Origin of the sequence: Streptomyces sp. NBC_01077 (genome assembly GCF_045162855.1) — a bacterium.
Taxonomy (GTDB): Bacteria; Actinomycetota; Actinomycetes; order Streptomycetales; family Streptomycetaceae; genus Streptomyces.
This window is the reverse complement of record NZ_CP108669.1, coordinates 9,438,847-9,455,262: the sequence shown is the minus strand read 5'-3', so window position 1 is coordinate 9,455,262 and position 16,416 is coordinate 9,438,847. Positions and strand designations below refer to the sequence as shown.

Here is a 16,416-nt window from a genome sequence, read left to right as displayed (position 1 = left end):
AGACGCCTCATGTTCACCGCCCTCGAACCCGCCGACCGGGACAGGGGGTCGTCACCGATCCAGGTGGCGATCCTCTTCCCGGTCGTGATCCTGCTGATCTTCGCGATCGTGCAGGCCTTCCTCGCCGCCTACGCCCACAACGTCGCCGCGACCGCCGCACGCGAAGGCGTCTCCGCCGGCCGCATGTACGGAGCAGGACCAGGGGACGGGGCGGCCAAGGCACGCGCCGCGGTGAACACGCTCGGCGGAGATCTCCTCGTCGACGCCCGCGTCTCCACCGCGGGCAGCACCACCGACCGCATCCGGATAACCGTCCAGGGCCGCGCGATCTCCCTCCTTCCCGGCATGGGCGGCTGGCCGGTCACCGCCGCCGCGTCGGGGCCCGTCGAGCGATGGACGACCGCGGCAGGAGGCCGATGATGCGCAGCCCGCTCCACCTCGTTCGTCGATCCGTGCGACACGACGCGGAGCGGGGCGACGCTGCGATTGAGGCGGTCATCGTTGTGCCCCTCCTGATCGCGATCGCCCTGGTCGTCATGGCCGGGGCCCGTCTCTCCCTCGCCGGGCAGAAGACCGACGCTGCCGCCCAGGCCGCCGCCCGCGCCGCGTCTCTCGAACGCACTCCCGCCGCCGGACAATCGGCGGCCCGCCGCGCGGCCGCTGACGCCCTCGGCGAGCGGAACCAGTCCTGCACCTCCACCCGTGTCACGGCCAACACCCGTGGCCTGGGCGCCCAGCTGGGACAGGTCTCTACCGTCACCGTGACCGTCTCGTGCACCGTCCCCCTGGGCGACCTGCTTCTGTTCGGCGGCGGGCCGGGGGTACGGACCACGACCTCTTCATTCACCTCGATCGTTGACGCTTTTAGGGAACGTGGATGAGCCCCAGGCACCCCGCCAGACGCTGGAACTTCGGCGAGGACCGAGGCGCGGTATCTCCCTTCGCCGCCATCATCACCGTCCCGCTTCTCTTCCTCGGCGGCTTCCTCGCTGTCGACGCCTTCGGCGTCACCCGCGCCCATGAACGCACCGACGGCATCGCCACCGAAGCCGCCCGAGCCGCCGCCCAGGCCATCGATCCCGCCCGCGCCGTCACCGGCGAGGGCGTCGTCGCCGACCCCGAGGCGGCCGCCTCCGCCGCCCGCGCCTACCTCAACCAGGCCGGCGCCGTCGGCACGGTCACCGTCTCCGGTGACGGCCGCCGCATCACCGTCCGCGCGACCGGCACCTACCGCGGCGTGTTCGTCCCCAACACCTGGACCGTCCACGCCAGCAGCTCCGCGACCCTGCTGCACGGCACGACCCGACCTGTGAAGGACTGACCGCTGATGCCCGCTCCCCGCTCCCTCGGGCGGCGCCTACTGCGCGCCCTGGTGTCCACGGTCGTCCTGACCGCTCTCCTGGCCGGCATGCCCTGGCTGCTCTACGCCACCACCACCGCCGTCTGGGCCCAGGGCACCGAAGCCATCGCCCACCTGTTCACCCGCCAGGACACCGGCGCCGCCTTCATGCTCGCCCTGTGCGCGATCGGCTGGATCGCCTGGGCCGGCTTCACCCTCTCCGTCCTGCTGGAGATCCCCGCCCAACTCCGCGGCCGCAGAGCCCCGGCCCTTCCCGGACTGCACCTGTCCCAGCGCGCCGCCGGAACCCTCGTTTCCGGGATCCTCGTCGCCTTTGCCTCCAGCACCCTCGCCTCCGCAACACCCGCCCTCGCAGCGCCCATCACCGCCACCTCGGCGGCTGAGATCGTCCACCCGGGCTCTGCAGCGACGGCGGCCGAGCGTGCCGCCGAGACGGCCGGTACGGAGCGGGCGGCGTCGCGTACATACACCGTCCGCGACGCGCGTCCTGCCGAGAGCCTGTGGAGCATCGCCGAGAAGCTCTACGGCCACGGCGAGCTCTACACGAAGATCGCCGACGCGAACGAGGGCCAGCGGATGGCCGACGGCACCATCTTCAGTGTCGACGCACCTCTCCAGCCCGGATGGATCCTCGCTCTCCCCCACGCCCCCACAGACACCACGCCCCCGGCTGCCGAGGCAGGCCCCGCCGTGCATACGGTGAAGGAGGAGAGCAGCACTCATCAGCGCGCGGTAGAAGCCGCCCATGCCGACGCTGCGGCGGGCCAGACAGTGGTGTCCGGGCCGGACCCTGGGCTGCAGCACACCGCAGATCCGGCGGCCCGCAACGACAGCGGCAGCCGCCCCGCTCCGGGCGCATCTGGTGGCGAGCAGTCTGCGGAAGTGACGGTTCGCGAGGGTGACAGCCTCTGGTCGATCGCCGACGCACATGGCGACCCTGAGGGCTGGCCCGCCATCTACGAGGCGAACAAGGGTGAACCGATGCCGGGCGGCGGCACCTTCGACAACCCCGACGTGATCCTCCCCGGACAGGTGCTGGAGCTGCCCGGGACCAAGGCCCCCAGCGCACCGGCCCCGGACCGCAGCACGGCCAAGCCAAAGACACCCGCGCCGCCCGAGGACACCCAGCACTCAGAGAAGCCGCCGTCCCCGAGCACCCCCGATGCCGACCAGGACACCCCGCCCACCGCCACCCCGTCCCCCTTCCCCACCGCCCAGTCTCCGAGCAGCCCCGTCCCCATCCCCGGCACCAGCACTCCGCCCGCCGTCGATCACAGCGCCAACAACTCCGCCATGAGCACCCTCCTGTCCGCAGCGGGGGGCACGCTGGTCGCCGGTGGCGTCGTACTGATGCTCCGGCGACGGCGCACCCTGCAGCGGCGCCGCCGTGAAAACGGCCGGACCATCACGATGCCCACCGGTCGTGCAGCGGTCACCGAGCAGGCACTGCGCAGCATGGACTCCACCTCGGAGCTGCTGCTCCTGGACACCGCGCTGCGTACACTCGCCTCCCGCCTTGCTGCCGAAGATCGGGCGCTGCCGCCTGTGGCGGCGGTTCAACTGGGTGCCGAGGGCGTCCTGCTGCACCTGTCCAAGACCACGGACAGGTACGACGGGAAGAGCCCGCTTGAGGCGGTGGCTCCGTTCACCGCCGTCAAGGACCGGCCAGAGCTGTGGTGGTGCCCGGCCGGCTCCACCGAGCTTCTGGACAACGATGAGCTTTCCGAGGTCGCCGCTCCGTATCCAGGGCTCGTACCGCTGGGGGAAGACACCGCCGGCGGCGTCCTCCTCATCGACCTGGAGGAGTTCGGTGCGCTGCACCTGACGGGAAGCCGCCGCCTGCAGATGCTGCGCACCTTGGGCATCTCTCTGGCCTTGTCTCCGCTGGGGCAGGTCGATGTCCTGGTCGCGGGTGAGGACACCGCCCCGGGTCTGTCGCTGCTCGACGCCCAGCGGGTCCAGCCGCATCAGGGCCTCGAATCGGCTGCCGCTGCAGCCGGTGCACACCATGCCGGCCAGCAGCAGCTCATGGCCGATGTGGATCTGCCGGATCTGTTCCACGCCCGTGTGTCGGACAATGCCGAGGAGTTCCAGCCCCTGGCGGTGCTCTGCGATCTCGATACCTGCCCGGCTCCCGAAGCCGTCAGCCGGCTCGACGACATCTTGGACGCCGAGCCTCTGTCATCCACCGCCGTGATCACCAGCGGTGCGCAGCCCGCCCGTGCGGCCGCCAGCGAGGTGTGGGAGATCGACACCGATGCCCCCGTCCTTGCGGTGCCGAACACCTCGCTGCACTGCGTGCTGTCGATGTGCAGCGACGACGAGTACGCCGACATCCTCACGCTCGCGGTGACAGCGGACTCCCCCACCGGCGTACCTGCCGCGGAACCTGTCCCACTGGCCAAGCTCCTCCCCGGCCTCGAGACCGCCACGGCCACCGTTCCTTCACCGGAGCCGGGCTCGGGTAGATGTGGGGCGGCGCCGAGTCTGCTGTCAGTCCTCGCCGATCTCGATGAGGATCCTGCAGACGCGGGTGAGGAAGAAGGAGATCAAGAGGAGGAGGGGTCTGAGGCCGGCGGCGAAGCCGTTGCCGGGGTTTCGGTGACCGCCCGTCCTTCCTCATCCGCTGCCGTCGCCACGGGCGCCAGCGCCGACGTCGTTCCGGTAGTGCCGGTGCTGCCTGCCTCAGCGGCGCCGGGACACGTTGTCCTGCCCACCTCGCGGGCCCTGCCACAGATCAGTGTCCGGCTTCCCAGCCCGGTCCCGTCCTCTCCCCCGGCCCAGCCCCCCGCCACCACCCCTGCGCCCGATGGCTCACCCGGGGCAGAGCAACCGGACGTCGGCTTCCCCCAGGACCGGCCCGTAGTCAGCATCCTGGGCGCGGTGGAGGTCACCGGGGCCCGCGGCACGGTCGACTCCAACCGGCGCACCCGGGCCATGGAACTGGCCGCGTTCCTCGTCCTTCACCCCGGCGCCACGGCCCCGCAGATCGACGAGGTCCTCTCGCCTCGCGGCGGGCTGACCAACCCCAAAACCCGCAACACCCGCCTGCGTGATGTGCGGCGGTGGCTCGGCCTCGACGACGAGGGCCAGCCCTTCTTCCGCCGCATGACCAAACACGCCGAAGGGCATCGGCTCGTCGGGGTGGAGTGCGACTGGATCCAGTTCCAGCTCCTCCACGACGTCGCCCTCCAGGTCCCCCGCGACCAGGGCCAGGGCCTGCTCCGCCGCGCCCTCGAGCTGGTCCGCGGCCGCCCCTTCTCCGGCGTCAGCTCCACCTACTACAGCTGGGCCGAACCGATCGTGGAGGACATCAATGACAAAGTCGTCAACAGCGCCAGCCTGCTGGCGGACTGGTACCTCGAAGCCGGTGACGGCCCGGGCGCGCTGTGGGCAGCCAGCCGCGGCCTGGAAGTCGCCCGGGAACGCGAAGAGCTCTGGCGCCACCGCTTCCGTGCCCTGGCTCTCCTGGGTGACCACCCCGGACTCGAGGAAGCCATTCAGCGGCTGGAGACTCTCCTCGTGGACCACGGGTGGGCCATGGAGGAAGAGACCTCCCAGACCATTCGCATGGTGCAGGCCACCCGCCGCTGACCCATCACCGAGAAAGGGGGGCCGCTGAGCCGGTGGTCCCACCCTTTCTCGGTTCCCGACCAGCTTCGGAATACTTCGCGGGCTCTTGGCAACGGCCGACACGTCCCCACCCGCAGACGGGCCCATGTCCTTACCCTGACCTTCCGGTGCCGCGTCCCGAGGGACGCAAGCCATGTGGCGGGTCACTGTCTGGGTCACCGTCGCAACAGCGGCCCAGACAGTGACCCAACACTAGAAGTGCAGGTCAGATGCGGCGGGTCACTCCTGAATGGGGGTAGTGCCCGATCGCCGGCAGAGCCGGATCCGGTCACCGGTTGAGCAGGCGGGGGCAGGCTTGGACAGTCCGCTCACGGGCCCGCTCCCCGCCTCGACTGGCAGGCCGTCCGGGCCGGCGATGCGCCGTTTGACCTGATGTCAGGTGGCCGTCCTCGAACGCCGCAGGGCACCCCTCGCAGGAGATGGTGCCGCCCTGTCGGCTCAGACGGAGCGGGGCAGCCGGTTCAACCGTTTTGATGATGCCGGCGACGGCCTTTCCGACGCTCGCCGACAGCCATGCGGGCTGGGTTGAAAAGGCTGCCGCTCTCCTCCAGGTTCACGGCGTGCATGTCCGGCTCGACGGGCCGCTCGTGCTCGGGGAGAGCATGGTGAGCGGCCAGGATCATGCTGGCCACCCGTCGCTCGCCCCGCTCGCGGGGGCTCAGGCGGGCAACACCGTCGGCTTCCCGCTCGGCCGGAGCGGCTGCCTCACGGGCAAAGGCGAGCGTTTGAGCCCGCGGCTGGCCGGGCTTCTTCCGGCACACTCGCCGCCCGCAGCCTTGGTGACGCAGCCGTCCGCGATGAGACCGTCCAAGCCGGGGCCGGCTATGCGGCCGCAGGCAGACAGGACCAGCAGCCACAGGCCCTCCATGACTCCGGGCCTGATCCACTCATCCCGGCGGCGCCGCAGCAGCACTGCCCGTCGGCGGCGCGCCAGATCCGCAGCCGGACACCAGAACGTGCACCAGACAGCCGAAGAACAACCCTCATGATCATGAAGTGCGAGAACCCCATGCCCAAGGACCGTACCTGCACCGCTTCAGCCGCCGGTCGGCAGACAGTCTCCCTGATCATCATCCCGGCCGGCATGGCGCAAGGCGGGGAGAGGACACGGCTGGCGTCAACCTGCTGTCTCTACGTTCACCTGGGACGATGCCTGGCATGGAGCCGTCGCCGATTCCCTGCCCCGCACCTCTGGTACCGGATGTCACCGCGCTTGCCGCCCTGGACACCGCGTACAAGGCCGCCAGGATGCGGCAGGCGGTGTTCATCGCCGTCGAGTACCAGGGCTCGCACTGGGCGGTGAAGGCCGATACGCGCGCCGCAGGCCCTGAACACACCACAGACGACGCTGCCTCCGCCGCCATCGGCGCCGCTTTCCTGTACCTGGCCCGCCGCCGGGAGATCCGCTTCGACGCCTTCACCGGCCCGGTCTACTTCGTGCTCCACGACATCGCGGCCGAAGACAGAGCCCGGGAACTGGCAGCCGCCCTCCACGCCGCCCTGTACGGCGATCTTGGACCTCTGAGGGCGGCCTTGCCGGTTGACATCTGACCGGTTGCATCCGAGACCAGGAATTCCCCTGTCCGGCCCCTCGTCAAGGCCCTCAAAGGAGGGTTCGCACCAGACCTCCGCCGGCGGCCCGCGCGCGTCCCGGCAGCAGCCACCGCCAGGCCGGCGGCCCGGCACGCCTCTGGCCCCCGCTCTGCCCAGCAGGTGCCGTCACGATGCCACCGCTGCCGCCTGCCGGGCGCGGTACCACGCATCCGCAGGGTCCGCGGGCGGCGGCACCGGCCGGGCCGGTTGTACCGCTGGCGAGACGCGCGGTGACTCCGTCAGCAGCGGCCGTGCCCTCTGGCCGGCACCCTGGACTGCTCCCGTCCCGCCCGAGGATTCACTGATTCGCCTGCGCAGTGCAGGATCACGCTGCAGCCTCGCGCCCCTTACAGGCACTGGACGAGAGCGTCAGGCCGCCGGTCATCTCGTGGTGATCTATCTGGCCATCGCCTTCGAGTGGAGAATGGCGGTCGCGGCGCTCATCGCGCTGATCCACGACCTCACGATCACGGTCGGCATCTACTCGCTGGTCGGCTTCGAGGTCACCGTCGGTACGGTCATCGGTCTGCTGACGATCCTCGGTTATTCGCTGTACGACACGGTCGTCGTCTTCGACTCCCTCAAGGAACAGACGAAGGACATCACGAAGCAGACCCGCTTCACGTACAGCGAGCTGGCCAACCGCTCGATCAACGGCACCCTGGTCCGTTCGATCAACACCACCGTCGTCGCGCTGCTGCCGGTCGCCGGCCTGCTCTTCATCGGTGGCGGCGTCCTCGGCGCCGGCATGCTCAACGACATCTCGCTGTCGCTGTTCGTCGGTCTCGCCGCCGGTGCGTACTCCTCGATCTTCATCGCCACCCCGCTCGTCGCCGACCTCAAGGAGCGCGAGCCGGCGATCAGGGCACTCAAGAACAACCGCAATCACGCACCAGCTCGTAAGGGCTCGCAGAAGAACAACACGCGGACGAGCAACGCGCTGACCTGCTGCGTCAAGGCCTAAAACACGCAACTTGATTCTCTGCGAGCCCTAAGCTTGGCGCAGCGCGACTGTTCGTGACGCCCTCTGTGATGGCTGGTTGGCCTTGTTTTCCAACAGGGTGTTCGCGTGCACGGTGCCGATTCTTCGAGCCTGTTGGCCGGCCGGGGCCTGCGGTGCCGAGTTTCGGTGCGCTGGCCGGCTGGGGGGGTCTTCCCGTGGAGGCGGCGAAATCCTCGGCGGACGCGGGCGGGCGTGAGGCGTCCTCGGCGCGCGGGCCGCTCCCAGGGTTTACGGAGGTCTTCTGCAAGTGGCCGGGCGAGTCGGAGTTGGGTGTAGGCGACGACGACCAGCCAGGTCCAGCGATCGGCGGCTGCGGGCTCGCGGAGTTCGGGAACGGTCCAGCCCAGCGTCTGCTTGATCACCCTGAAGGCATGTTCAAGATCGAACCTGCGCAGGAACCCTTGCCAGAGTCGGTCGACATCCCCGGCCGTTGCACTGGTGCCGGACCACCACAGCCAGACCGGCCTGGGGTTGCGGTCCCCGCGCAGGTGCTCCACGCGAAGACGGATGACGGTGCCTTCGATGACCGCAGCCGGCCTTCGGGGTAGTCGGACCAGGCCGAGCGCCGGACCAGCAACGGGTGCAGCCGGTCCCCGGCAGCGGCTTCGGCCTGTCCATAGTGCGTGGTGTCGGTCGCCGTGGAGACGGCCGGGGCGGGCCAGGTGGCGGGATCCTCGAACTTGAACTCTGCCCCGCGCTGCGGTTTGCGCCCTCGCTTCCCTGCCGGTTGCGGCGGGGGCGGGAAGTAGAGGACGCGGTCCGAACGCATCCGGCCCAGCAGTTCAACCGGCAGGTCGGCGAGCAGGAAGGCCAGGCGGGTCACGTCGTAGCCTGCATCGAGGACGATCAGGATGGGCGGGTCACCGGTCTGCCACTGCCCAGCCGCCAGCAGTCGCTGGATGACATCTCGGACCTGTCCGGCAGTGACAGCGATTCCGTCATCCCACGGACGCATGCGGACCATGTCCAGCATGGCCGTCCAGGAAGTCCGCCCAGGCTCCAGAGCAGCGACGAAGGAATAAGGCCAGCCGGGGACCATCTGGGCCGAGCCCCTGCCACGACCGTAGGTATGGCAGAACAGCCTCTCCGGGCTGGTATTCGCGTCCGGGCGCAGCCAGTTGCTGACATCGACCGCCGGGACGAGCCGCCCGTCCGCAGCCCTCGGCAGCGGCAGACTGGCCAGAGTCCTGCGCAGCCGTGCCGCATCCAGCCGCCCGCGGTTCACCCCGCCGTACAAGGCGCCGTGACCGCGCGGTGCAAACGCATCCCCTGGGTCGCCCCGCTGCAGCAGACTCATCCACGCGGCCTTCGTAGTGATCAGGTGCCTCTGTGACGGAGCACAGCATCAGACGAAGGCCGTTCCTCATGTCTGGAAAACAGTCGAAAACCCCGGCAAGTTCGAGGTCACGTTCGAGCGCAGACGATAAACGCCAAGCTAAGGCCTTCGTCATGGCCAGTGCACCTCGGGTGGAGCAGGTGATCAGACGAAGGCCACCTCAGAGTCCGGCGAATACCCGGGGCAGCGACCTGGGCGAGGAATATTTCGGCACCGGAGGTTAAAACCAAAGGTAAGACTGTGACGCTCCGGTCACTTGCAGCACGGAGGGCCCTCGATCTTAATGGGGACGGATTCACCCGTCGGGTTCACTCCACCATCGGCGGATGCTACACCCCCCAGAGGGAGGGAAACCGCAAACACTGCAGCAAATGCTGCTCCGATCAGTTTCGCAATCTTGCCATGACGCCCATGCGTCTTACTGGTGTGTCGCATAGCTAGGCTTCCCCTGTCGTGTCGCCATAGTTGGTAACTTCTTCCATGAAAGTTAACTTTCTCGTGAACGCGAATTGAGAGTATTGGTTACTCAGCGACGCCACTATCGCCTCCAAAGACCTGCCGTTGCGGATCAAGGCGAGCTCGGTCGGCCTGCCGCCGAGGATTCCGGGCAGAACTAGCGAACTCCTCTGGGTGGACAGGCATTTGCGAACTCGTCGCCGCCAGTGACCAGGTGGGCGCACTTTTCGCAGCGGGCCACAGTGCCGCTGCCGACCTGGACGGCACCCAGAACCTGCCCTCCCACACCGGACTGGTGATCACCTCAGAGCGCAGGCGTACCCTGGGCCGGGTCACCCCGGACGGGCGGGTGCAACTGGTATGCGGGGACCGGAATGCCTTTGGCGTCAAGGGCCGCAGCGCCGCCAGCACCGGAAGGTCATGGTTCTTCCGCCCTCTTGTCCGCCTCGGCCCCGGGCAGGCAGCTGAGCTGCCTGCCCGGGGCCGAGGCGGGCAAGAGGGGACCCTGGGCGCAGGCAGTCTTCGACATTCCACCACCCCAGAGGTGATCGAGGAGCTGCTCGCCGGGGACATGCTGGAAGTTCTCCCGCTCACCCACATCCGTGGCCGGTCCCTCCACGATGCCTTCGTGATCGTCGACGAGGCCCAGTCGCTGGAAACATCTTGCTCATGCTCTCCCGGATCGGCGAAGGGTCACGCGTGGTACTCACGCACGACGTGGCGCAGCGGGACAATCTCAGAGTGGGCCGCCAGGACGGCGTGGTGGCCGTGGTGGAAAGGCTCAAGGGACATCCGCCCGCCGATACGACCGCGAGGCCGGGCACGGCCGGCGCGAGACCCTCTCGGCGCGCACACTCACCGTCACGGACCTGGCCTGGGCTTCCCCCCGCGTAGGTGTGCAGGGCGAGGTGGGCAATCAGGTGGTAGCCGATGCGGTTCTTGGCGCTGCCGATGCGGTGAGGGGCAGCCGTCGGGCGGGGCGTCCGAGAACGACGTTGAAGAGCTTGAGGCTGATCCCTGCTTCGGTGGCGTCCGCGGCTCCTCCGAGGTTGAGTCGCTTGGCCCAGGCAGTCATACCGATGGCGATATCGGCAAGGCGGCGCTCGGTTTCGGCTGTGACGTCGTCTTCGTCGACGAGTTGTTCAAGCGTGGCGGCGTTTTCATGGGCGAGGACAGGGTTGTGGCGCAGCCGGGTGATGACGCTGTCTGTGCCTGTGCGGGTGAGTGCCTCGGAGATCCGGCCCTGGATGTGAGCGACTCGTTGGTTCTGTTCCTGCAGGTTGCGCAGGCGCTCGTCGCTCGCCAGGAGTTCTCCGAGCCGGGCGCCGTTGAGCCCGAGGGGCGCCCACTCGGCGAAGCGGCTGCATGGCGGTCACCAAGCGATCGAGGGCCGTGCGGAGCCGGACATGCACTCCTGCATGATCGTCCATGGGCGCGCTGTCATGCGTACGAGGACGTCGAGCGTAGAAGGGTACGGGATGCCTCACCCCGGGCGCCGGCGGGGATTTTATCGAGCGTTCCCACCATGCCGTATCCGCAGGGGCACTTTGAGCATCCATTGCTCAATTGATGACCGAGTAATCGATTGCAGAGTATGTATTCACCACTCCATCCTTCAGGGGCATGAGACGGCGACACGCCCGAATCCCTCCGGAGGGGACGGGAAGGGGATAGCAGAAGCTAGGGCATGACCTCTTCGGTGCCAATGGTCTGCGAAGGCTGAAGAATTTCAGTCGAGGACGTCACCATACCCCAACATCAAATTCTCAGAAATCCGGAAAGGATAACCGAGTGAGTCAGGTTTCCGACCCGAGATTCAGAAAGTCATAAGGACACTGACCCATGCATGCTTTTCCTGACAACTCCTCAGACAGAACGATCAGCGTCTTCTTCTACGGCCTGTACATGGACCCTGATGTCCTAAGAGGGAAAGACATCGAGCCGCGGGATGGGCAGCAAGCCACGGCAGAGGGCTACTCGCTACGAATCGGGCACAAGGCAACGCTGCTTCGCGCACCCGGAACAGCAGCGTGCGGCATGGTCTACTCGCTAACGCACGCTGAACTCGACCGGCTCTACTGGGGCGCGGGGCTGGACGAGTACCGGGCAGAGCCTCTACTGGTGCGGACGTCGGACGGCAAGGTCATTTCCGTCCTGTGCTGCAACCTTCTGCAGCCACCAGCAGAGCACGAGGAGAATCCTGGCTACGCCCAGTCTCTGCGCGAGGCGATGATGCGCGCGGGGCTCCAGGGACCGTTCCCAGAGCCGTCGAAGCTGGAGAGCAGGCAGCTCCCTCACGCTTAGTCAAGGCGGAATCTCAGTGGGCTCCGATCCCCCAGTACAGCCCGGTCCTGCTTTGCGTTCGTAGCGTCGTTGGTGCCGACGGCAGGTGACGAGCTGGGGCATGGTGCGTTCAAGGTCTGCCGATGGCGACCCAGTCATTGCGAGGTCGTAGAAGTCCACGGATTTCCTGCTTTTATCCGTGCAGCGCCGGAGCCTGCCGCAGTCGTTCATCCATGAATTGACTTAGCTTAGCCAGAACGAAGTACACGACAGCCCGCACACAGGCAGGTTGCACCCGCCAGGTCTGCGCCAGCACAGCGTCCATCAGAGACGTCGTGATGATCTGCGTCAACTCCCCCCGAGTACCCGGCCACGAAAGCCTTTCCACCGGCATCGGCCGGTGTTGCAACGACCGGTTGATTCCGGGCAATAGACGAGCGTGCAGTTCACCGAACATCTCCGACTTGAGGGCATCAGCCCCTCGATCGGGCGCATCGGTGACGCATACGACAACACGCTGATGGACACCATAACCGGCTTCTGCAAGTCCGAGTACATCCGCACAAAGGTCTTCCACGACGGCCCCTGGAATACGAGGAGAGCGGGACGACAACCACCGGCTGCACTCAAGTCTGGGCATGATCAGCCCCACCGGTTTCGAACCAGAACTTCACGCTGACACAGAACCCGTGGCCGACTGCCCGCTGGCCGGCAGACCACCGGCAGCAGGCACCACCTGATCACCGACGCCACGGCATTCCGTTTGCCGCCACCCTGACCGGCGGGAACCGCAACGGCGTCACCCAGTTCATCCCCCTGCTCCAGGCCATCCCGCCGGTCCGCGGCAAACGCGGCCATCCCCGCCGAAGGCCCGGCACCGTGTGCCCGGAGACCGCGGCTACGACCACGACAAGTGCCGTCGCATGGCCCGTGCCCTGGGCGTGAAACACGTGATCGCCCGGGGCGGCGTCCCCCACGGATCCGGCCTCGGCACCGACCACTGGGGCGCCGAACGGACCTTCGCCCACCTTGACCGGTTCCGCCGGCTGCGGATCCGCTGGGAAGTGCTGGCAGTGACCAGCACTGCGGGAGAAGGCCAAGCGTGTCGGTGACAATGCTGCGTTTGCGGCCCACAGTCTTCTTGCCTGCGTCGATGCCCTGACTGGAGGCGGGAACACTGGTGGAGGTCTTGACGCTCTGGGCGTCGATCACCCACGCCGAGGGCTGTGCGTCCCGCCCCTCCTTCTCGCGCAGAAGTTGCCTGAGGAGTCCGTTGAGCTGGGCGAACACGCCCTCATCCGCCCATTTGGCGAAGTAGCCGCAGACCGCGTTCCTGTCAGTTACGTGGAATCACGCGCCGCGGGAGCCATCTCGTATCCTGCGGCGTCCCCATGGGCTGAGGAGGCGTGTTGGGCAGCGCGGTGGTGCTGGAGGAGAAGCGGTCGGTCCTTGGCCTGCATGAGCGGGCGGCCGAGTGGCTGCGGGTGCGGGCGGATCCTGGGAGGGCTCCGAGGACGATCGACGCCTGCGCCCGGGGCCTGGCCGAGTACCTGCTGATCTGCGAGCGCGACGATGTCGCCCCGGTGATGGCGGGGCGGCTGCGCGTGGCCGTGTTCGTGAAGACCTCCCAGCGGGCATCGGCCAGATCACCCAGAATGCGGGCGTCGCTTTGTCGTGCTTCCTGCGTGCCGCCGCAGACCGAATGCGCCCAGGCGCACAGCCGTGGCTCCGGAAGCACGCAGGCAACAAAGGGCGGACGTTCTGGAATGAGACAGGAACAAGGCCCATCCCGCTGTCTGCCAGGGCCCCTCATCACGCACCCCTTGCCACAGTAAGCCCCTTTCGTCCGCACCTGGGATATGGGGGTACCCAGGCCCGGAAGGCTGGCCGTGCTCACTGCGCTTATCAATCTGAGTAACTCATCCTCATCCCGCAGGGGCGCTGGCCGTACTCACCAGGGCCTGTCGAGTTGAGTAGCCCGTTCTCAACTCGGCGGTAATTTTCCGGGGGATGATGCTGTTGCCAATTCGAACAAGGAGGACGGCGGAAGGCCGCTTACCCCTGGCTCGACAACGGGAGGAGAAGCCTTGTCAGATCTAGCAGCACTTGGAATTTCCGCCGGTGCCGAAAGGATATATCGCTATCTCCTGGCTCATCCGGGTTCCAGCGGAGATGATCTTCTCGCAGATCTCGATATGGCCCGTGATTCTGCAGATGCAGCACTGAAGCAGCTAGAAAAGGGCCTCCTCGTCCGCTCCGGGAGCCACGGTTTCGGTTTCGAAGTAGCCGATCCCGCCGTTGCTGTTGAGAGGCTGATCGAGGATCGACTGGAATCCATTAGCCTTGAACTGCAGAAGGTCAGTGCCACCCGGCGCGTGATCCCATGGCTGGTCCAGGAGCGAGGCCGCGGAAAAATTGGTTCTCATTTCCGCGAGCTGGAGCGAGTGGAGGATGTGGAGCAGATCCGGACCCGTCTTGAAGATTTATCCTTCTTCGCTTTCCGTGAAATCCTCTCCCTGATCCCGGGCAGCAGACTGCTCCCTGAAGCGATCGCTGCTGCACGTCCCCTCGACCTGCGCTGCCTGCGGCGCGGAATCTCGCTGCGCACCATCGTGAGCAGTGACATGCTGTCCGACCCAGTGTCCGCTGCCTACATCACCGAAGTGGTTTCCTTGGGGGCTCAGGTGCGGATCATGAAGGATCCCGGGGACGGGTTCCTGGTCTACGATCATGAAACTGCGGTAGTCCCTGAACATCCGGATCGTTTTGATTCCAGAGCTGTACTCGTGCAGCAGCCGGGACTGGTCTCCGGGATCGTCTCATTTTTTGAGAAGCTCTGGGGCGATGCGGAAGAGACAGTCGAGCCTCACGGAGACACCAGCACGGGAATACTTTCCGAGACGGAACGCCAGGTTCTTCTCCTTCTTTCACGATCGGAGAAAGATGAGGCCGCCGCGCGGGAAATGGGTATATCCGTGCGCACCTTCCGTCGCCACGTGGCTGATCTGATGCTGCAACTTGGTGCAGGGAGCAGATTTCAGGCTGCGCTGCTTGCGAAGAATAAGGGCTGGCTCTGATCGGAACTGCCGGCGCGAGCGCTTCATAATTGAAGCTCTAATCGCTCGCCTCATTTTCTGATCTTCGGCAGGCCTCCGGCTTGCAATGCCGACAGCTTCAACCCAGAGCATTCTGACGGTTTTGCGGCATCGGTGCACGGTGAAAAATCGGCAGTCGGCAAGTCTACGTGAAGGGGAATGCCGTGAACATTTGGCAGTAGAGAGGCAGGCCCGGGCGGCGAGTGTGAAGCGCGTGAGAAGGCCGCGATAGCGAGAGGGGCTTGCGGTGCTTCAGGTGAGTGATGGCCCGCGCGGCTGCGGCTCGAGGGGGCCGGCGGTCTTGGCCACTGTGTCTCCTGTGGATCGTTCCTGGCCCGGCGGCTCGCGTCGCGAGGGCCGCGTTCCGGAGCGGGAGCGACCCGGTCAGCAGTACGTCAACCAGGGGCGCGCGGACGCCGGGCCGCAGTCACATATCCCCGCGCCGGCTCGCCCGGACACTTCTCACCAGGCCCCGACAACCTCAAGGCCAAACATAGCGATCTCCTGGACCGACTCACCTCAGCCTGCTCCGAGATGACCGACCTGGCCGCCAGAGTCCGGGACTTCGCCGCACTCCTGAGCCCCGCGAAGGAAACGACGACGGTCTCTCCCGCTGGATCGTCCAGGTCCGCGCAACCGGTCTGCCCCGTCTGCAAGCGTTCGCCGAATTCGACATCCTCCTCGGCGACCGCCCTTGCCGCCAATCAGGTACAGGACAGACAACCCAAGAAACAACCCGTAACGAGCTGGTGCATGGAGCCTTGCCCCCTGATCTTGGACACACGAGACACTGGATCCTGAGGATCTGAGACCGCGTTTGAGATCTGCCGTAGCCGTGGGCTGACGTGCTCGTTGAACTCTCCGTGAGTGGTTCTGGGGGCGGGTATCCGTCGGACCTGACGGACGAGCAGTGGGCGTTGGTGGAGCCGTTGCTGCCGCCGGCGCGGGTGGGGCCGAAGGGCGGGCGGCGGGAGAAGCATCCGCGGCGTCGGATCGTGGACGCGATCTTCTACGTGGTGCGGGCAGGGTGCGCCTGGCGGCAGCTGCCGAAAGACTTCCCGCCCTGGCCCGCGGTCTACTGGTACTTCACCTGGTGGCACGACGACGGCACCGTCGAGCGCGTCCACGACGCACTGAGTGACCGGGTCCGCGAGGCCGACGGACGCAACCCTGAACCGAGTGCCGGACTGATCGACTCGCAGTCCGTGCGCACTGCCGATACCGTCCCCGCCGCTACCAGAGGCTTCGATGCGGGCAAGCAGGTCAAGGGCCGCAAGCGGTTCATCGTCACCGACACCCTCGGCCTCATCCTGGCCGTCCACGTCGTCGCCGCGAACATCCAGGACCGCGACGGCGCCAGGCGTCCGCTGCTGTGGACCCGCCTCGACCACCCGGGTGTGAAGAAGATCTGGGCGGACCAGGGCTTCGCCGGACGCCTGGTCGATTGGACCGCTCAGATCCTCGGCCGCGAGCTGGACATCGGAGTATGGCGGTCACGGCCAGTCGGGCGGCTCTCGCGCATCAGTTGTTCACGGGGATCTCCCGGCAGCATCCCGCCTGTCTGGTCGAGGAGTCAGCCGGCCCGTGGCAGGCCGTTGCTCACCTGGGAGATAGAGCCGGGTTCCCCGACGCATGTCAGCGAGATCGGCTGAGAGAC

Annotated in this window: 10 protein-coding genes and 7 pseudogenes; 12 read left to right on the top strand and 5 right to left on the bottom strand. The window is 67.1% G+C overall.

All coding sequences use genetic code 11. The annotated features are described in order from the left end of the window. The first annotated feature begins 9 nt into the window (after nt 1-9). The 4 genes from OG462_RS42415 to OG462_RS42400 are packed head-to-tail and all read left to right on the top strand — an operon-like array spanning nt 10 to nt 4,954. Nucleotides 10-420: a TadE/TadG family type IV pilus assembly protein gene (locus OG462_RS42415; RefSeq protein WP_406054052.1), complete on the top strand. Its 411-nt coding sequence runs from the start codon at nt 10-12 to the stop codon at nt 418-420. Continuing rightward, on the top strand, nt 393-881 hold the full coding sequence (locus OG462_RS42410; RefSeq protein WP_406066232.1) for a TadE/TadG family type IV pilus assembly protein: 489 nt from the start codon (nt 393-395) through the stop codon (nt 879-881). Before OG462_RS42415 ends, OG462_RS42410 begins: the two co-directional genes overlap by 28 nt. Further along, entirely contained in the window at nt 878-1,321 is a 444-nt protein-coding gene (locus OG462_RS42405; protein ID WP_406054054.1) for a hypothetical protein, read from the top strand. Before OG462_RS42410 ends, OG462_RS42405 begins: the two co-directional genes overlap by 4 nt. Nucleotides 1,322-1,327: 6 nt before the next feature. Then, complete coding sequence (locus OG462_RS42400; protein ID WP_406054056.1) at nt 1,328-4,954, top strand: LysM peptidoglycan-binding domain-containing protein; 3,627 nt, start codon at nt 1,328-1,330, stop codon at nt 4,952-4,954. A 500-nt stretch (nt 4,955-5,454) separates the two neighbouring features. On the opposite strand, the gene OG462_RS42395 is transcribed toward OG462_RS42400, so the two are convergent. Beyond that, complete coding sequence (locus OG462_RS42395) at nt 5,455-5,616, bottom strand: hypothetical protein (protein ID WP_406054058.1); 162 nt, start codon at nt 5,614-5,616, stop codon at nt 5,455-5,457. 89 nt (nt 5,617-5,705) lie between these two features. Further along, nucleotides 5,706-5,967 (bottom strand): annotated as a pseudogene (locus tag OG462_RS42390) (IS5/IS1182 family transposase); the annotation flags it as partial. A 184-nt stretch (nt 5,968-6,151) separates the two neighbouring features. Here OG462_RS42390 and OG462_RS42385 point away from each other — a divergent pair. Both OG462_RS42385 and secF read left to right on the top strand, forming a co-directional pair. After that, entirely contained in the window at nt 6,152-6,544 is a 393-nt protein-coding gene (locus OG462_RS42385; RefSeq protein WP_406054059.1) for a hypothetical protein, read from the top strand. A gap of 427 nt (nt 6,545-6,971) precedes the next feature. Further along, nucleotides 6,972-7,526, top strand: a pseudogene (secF, locus tag OG462_RS42380) (protein translocase subunit SecF); the annotation flags it as partial. A gap of 13 nt (nt 7,527-7,539) precedes the next feature. Here the strand turns inward: secF and OG462_RS42375 are convergent. Continuing rightward, a pseudogene (locus OG462_RS42375) lies at nt 7,540-8,841 on the bottom strand (NF041680 family putative transposase); the annotation flags it as partial. Between the two features lie 615 nt (nt 8,842-9,456). Between OG462_RS42375 and OG462_RS42370 the strand changes: the two are divergent. Next, a pseudogene (locus OG462_RS42370) lies at nt 9,457-10,176 on the top strand (PhoH family protein); the annotation flags it as partial. 1,047 nt (nt 10,177-11,223) lie between these two features. After that, the gene (locus tag OG462_RS42365) at nt 11,224-11,685 is read left to right on the top strand and encodes a gamma-glutamylcyclotransferase family protein (protein WP_406054061.1); all 462 of its coding nucleotides are present in this window, start codon (nt 11,224-11,226) and stop codon (nt 11,683-11,685) included. 172 nt (nt 11,686-11,857) lie between these two features. Here the strand turns inward: OG462_RS42365 and OG462_RS42360 are convergent, their stop codons facing one another. Beyond that, nucleotides 11,858-12,241, bottom strand: coding sequence for a hypothetical protein (locus OG462_RS42360; RefSeq protein ID WP_406054063.1), 384 nt, complete (start codon nt 12,239-12,241; stop codon nt 11,858-11,860). A gap of 114 nt (nt 12,242-12,355) precedes the next feature. On the opposite strand from OG462_RS42360, the pseudogene OG462_RS42355 reads away from it, so the two are divergent. After that, nucleotides 12,356-12,728 (top strand): annotated as a pseudogene (locus tag OG462_RS42355) (transposase); the annotation flags it as partial. A 25-nt stretch (nt 12,729-12,753) separates the two neighbouring features. On the opposite strand, the pseudogene OG462_RS42350 reads toward OG462_RS42355, so the two are convergent. After that, nucleotides 12,754-12,981: pseudogene (locus OG462_RS42350) on the bottom strand (IS5/IS1182 family transposase); the annotation flags it as partial. Between the two features lie 770 nt (nt 12,982-13,751). On the opposite strand from OG462_RS42350, the gene OG462_RS42345 reads away from it, so the two are divergent. The 3 genes and pseudogenes from OG462_RS42345 (at nt 13,752) to OG462_RS42335 (ending at nt 16,411) form a co-directional block, all read left to right on the top strand. Continuing rightward, on the top strand, nt 13,752-14,741 hold the full coding sequence (locus tag OG462_RS42345; protein ID WP_406054065.1) for a LuxR C-terminal-related transcriptional regulator: 990 nt from the start codon (nt 13,752-13,754) through the stop codon (nt 14,739-14,741). Nucleotides 14,742-15,147: 406 nt separating this feature from the next. Then, nucleotides 15,148-15,421, top strand: a pseudogene (locus OG462_RS42340) (ISL3 family transposase); the annotation flags it as partial. Between the two features lie 201 nt (nt 15,422-15,622). Next, entirely contained in the window at nt 15,623-16,411 is a 789-nt protein-coding gene (locus OG462_RS42335; protein WP_406054067.1) for an IS5 family transposase, read from the top strand. Nucleotides 16,412-16,416: the final 5 nt, after the last annotated feature.

Coding starts and splice junctions, on each gene's coding strand:
- OG462_RS42415 (WP_406054052.1), top strand. CDS start 10: ATGTTCACCGCCCTCGAACCCGCCGACCGGGACAGGGGGTCGTCACCG.
- OG462_RS42410 (WP_406066232.1), top strand. CDS start 393: ATGGACGACCGCGGCAGGAGGCCGATGATGCGCAGCCCGCTCCACCTC.
- OG462_RS42405 (WP_406054054.1), top strand. CDS start 878: ATGAGCCCCAGGCACCCCGCCAGACGCTGGAACTTCGGCGAGGACCGA.
- OG462_RS42400 (WP_406054056.1), top strand. CDS start 1,328: ATGCCCGCTCCCCGCTCCCTCGGGCGGCGCCTACTGCGCGCCCTGGTG.
- OG462_RS42395 (WP_406054058.1), bottom strand. CDS start 5,616: ATGATCCTGGCCGCTCACCATGCTCTCCCCGAGCACGAGCGGCCCGTC.
- OG462_RS42385 (WP_406054059.1), top strand. CDS start 6,152: ATGGAGCCGTCGCCGATTCCCTGCCCCGCACCTCTGGTACCGGATGTC.
- OG462_RS42365 (WP_406054061.1), top strand. CDS start 11,224: ATGCATGCTTTTCCTGACAACTCCTCAGACAGAACGATCAGCGTCTTC.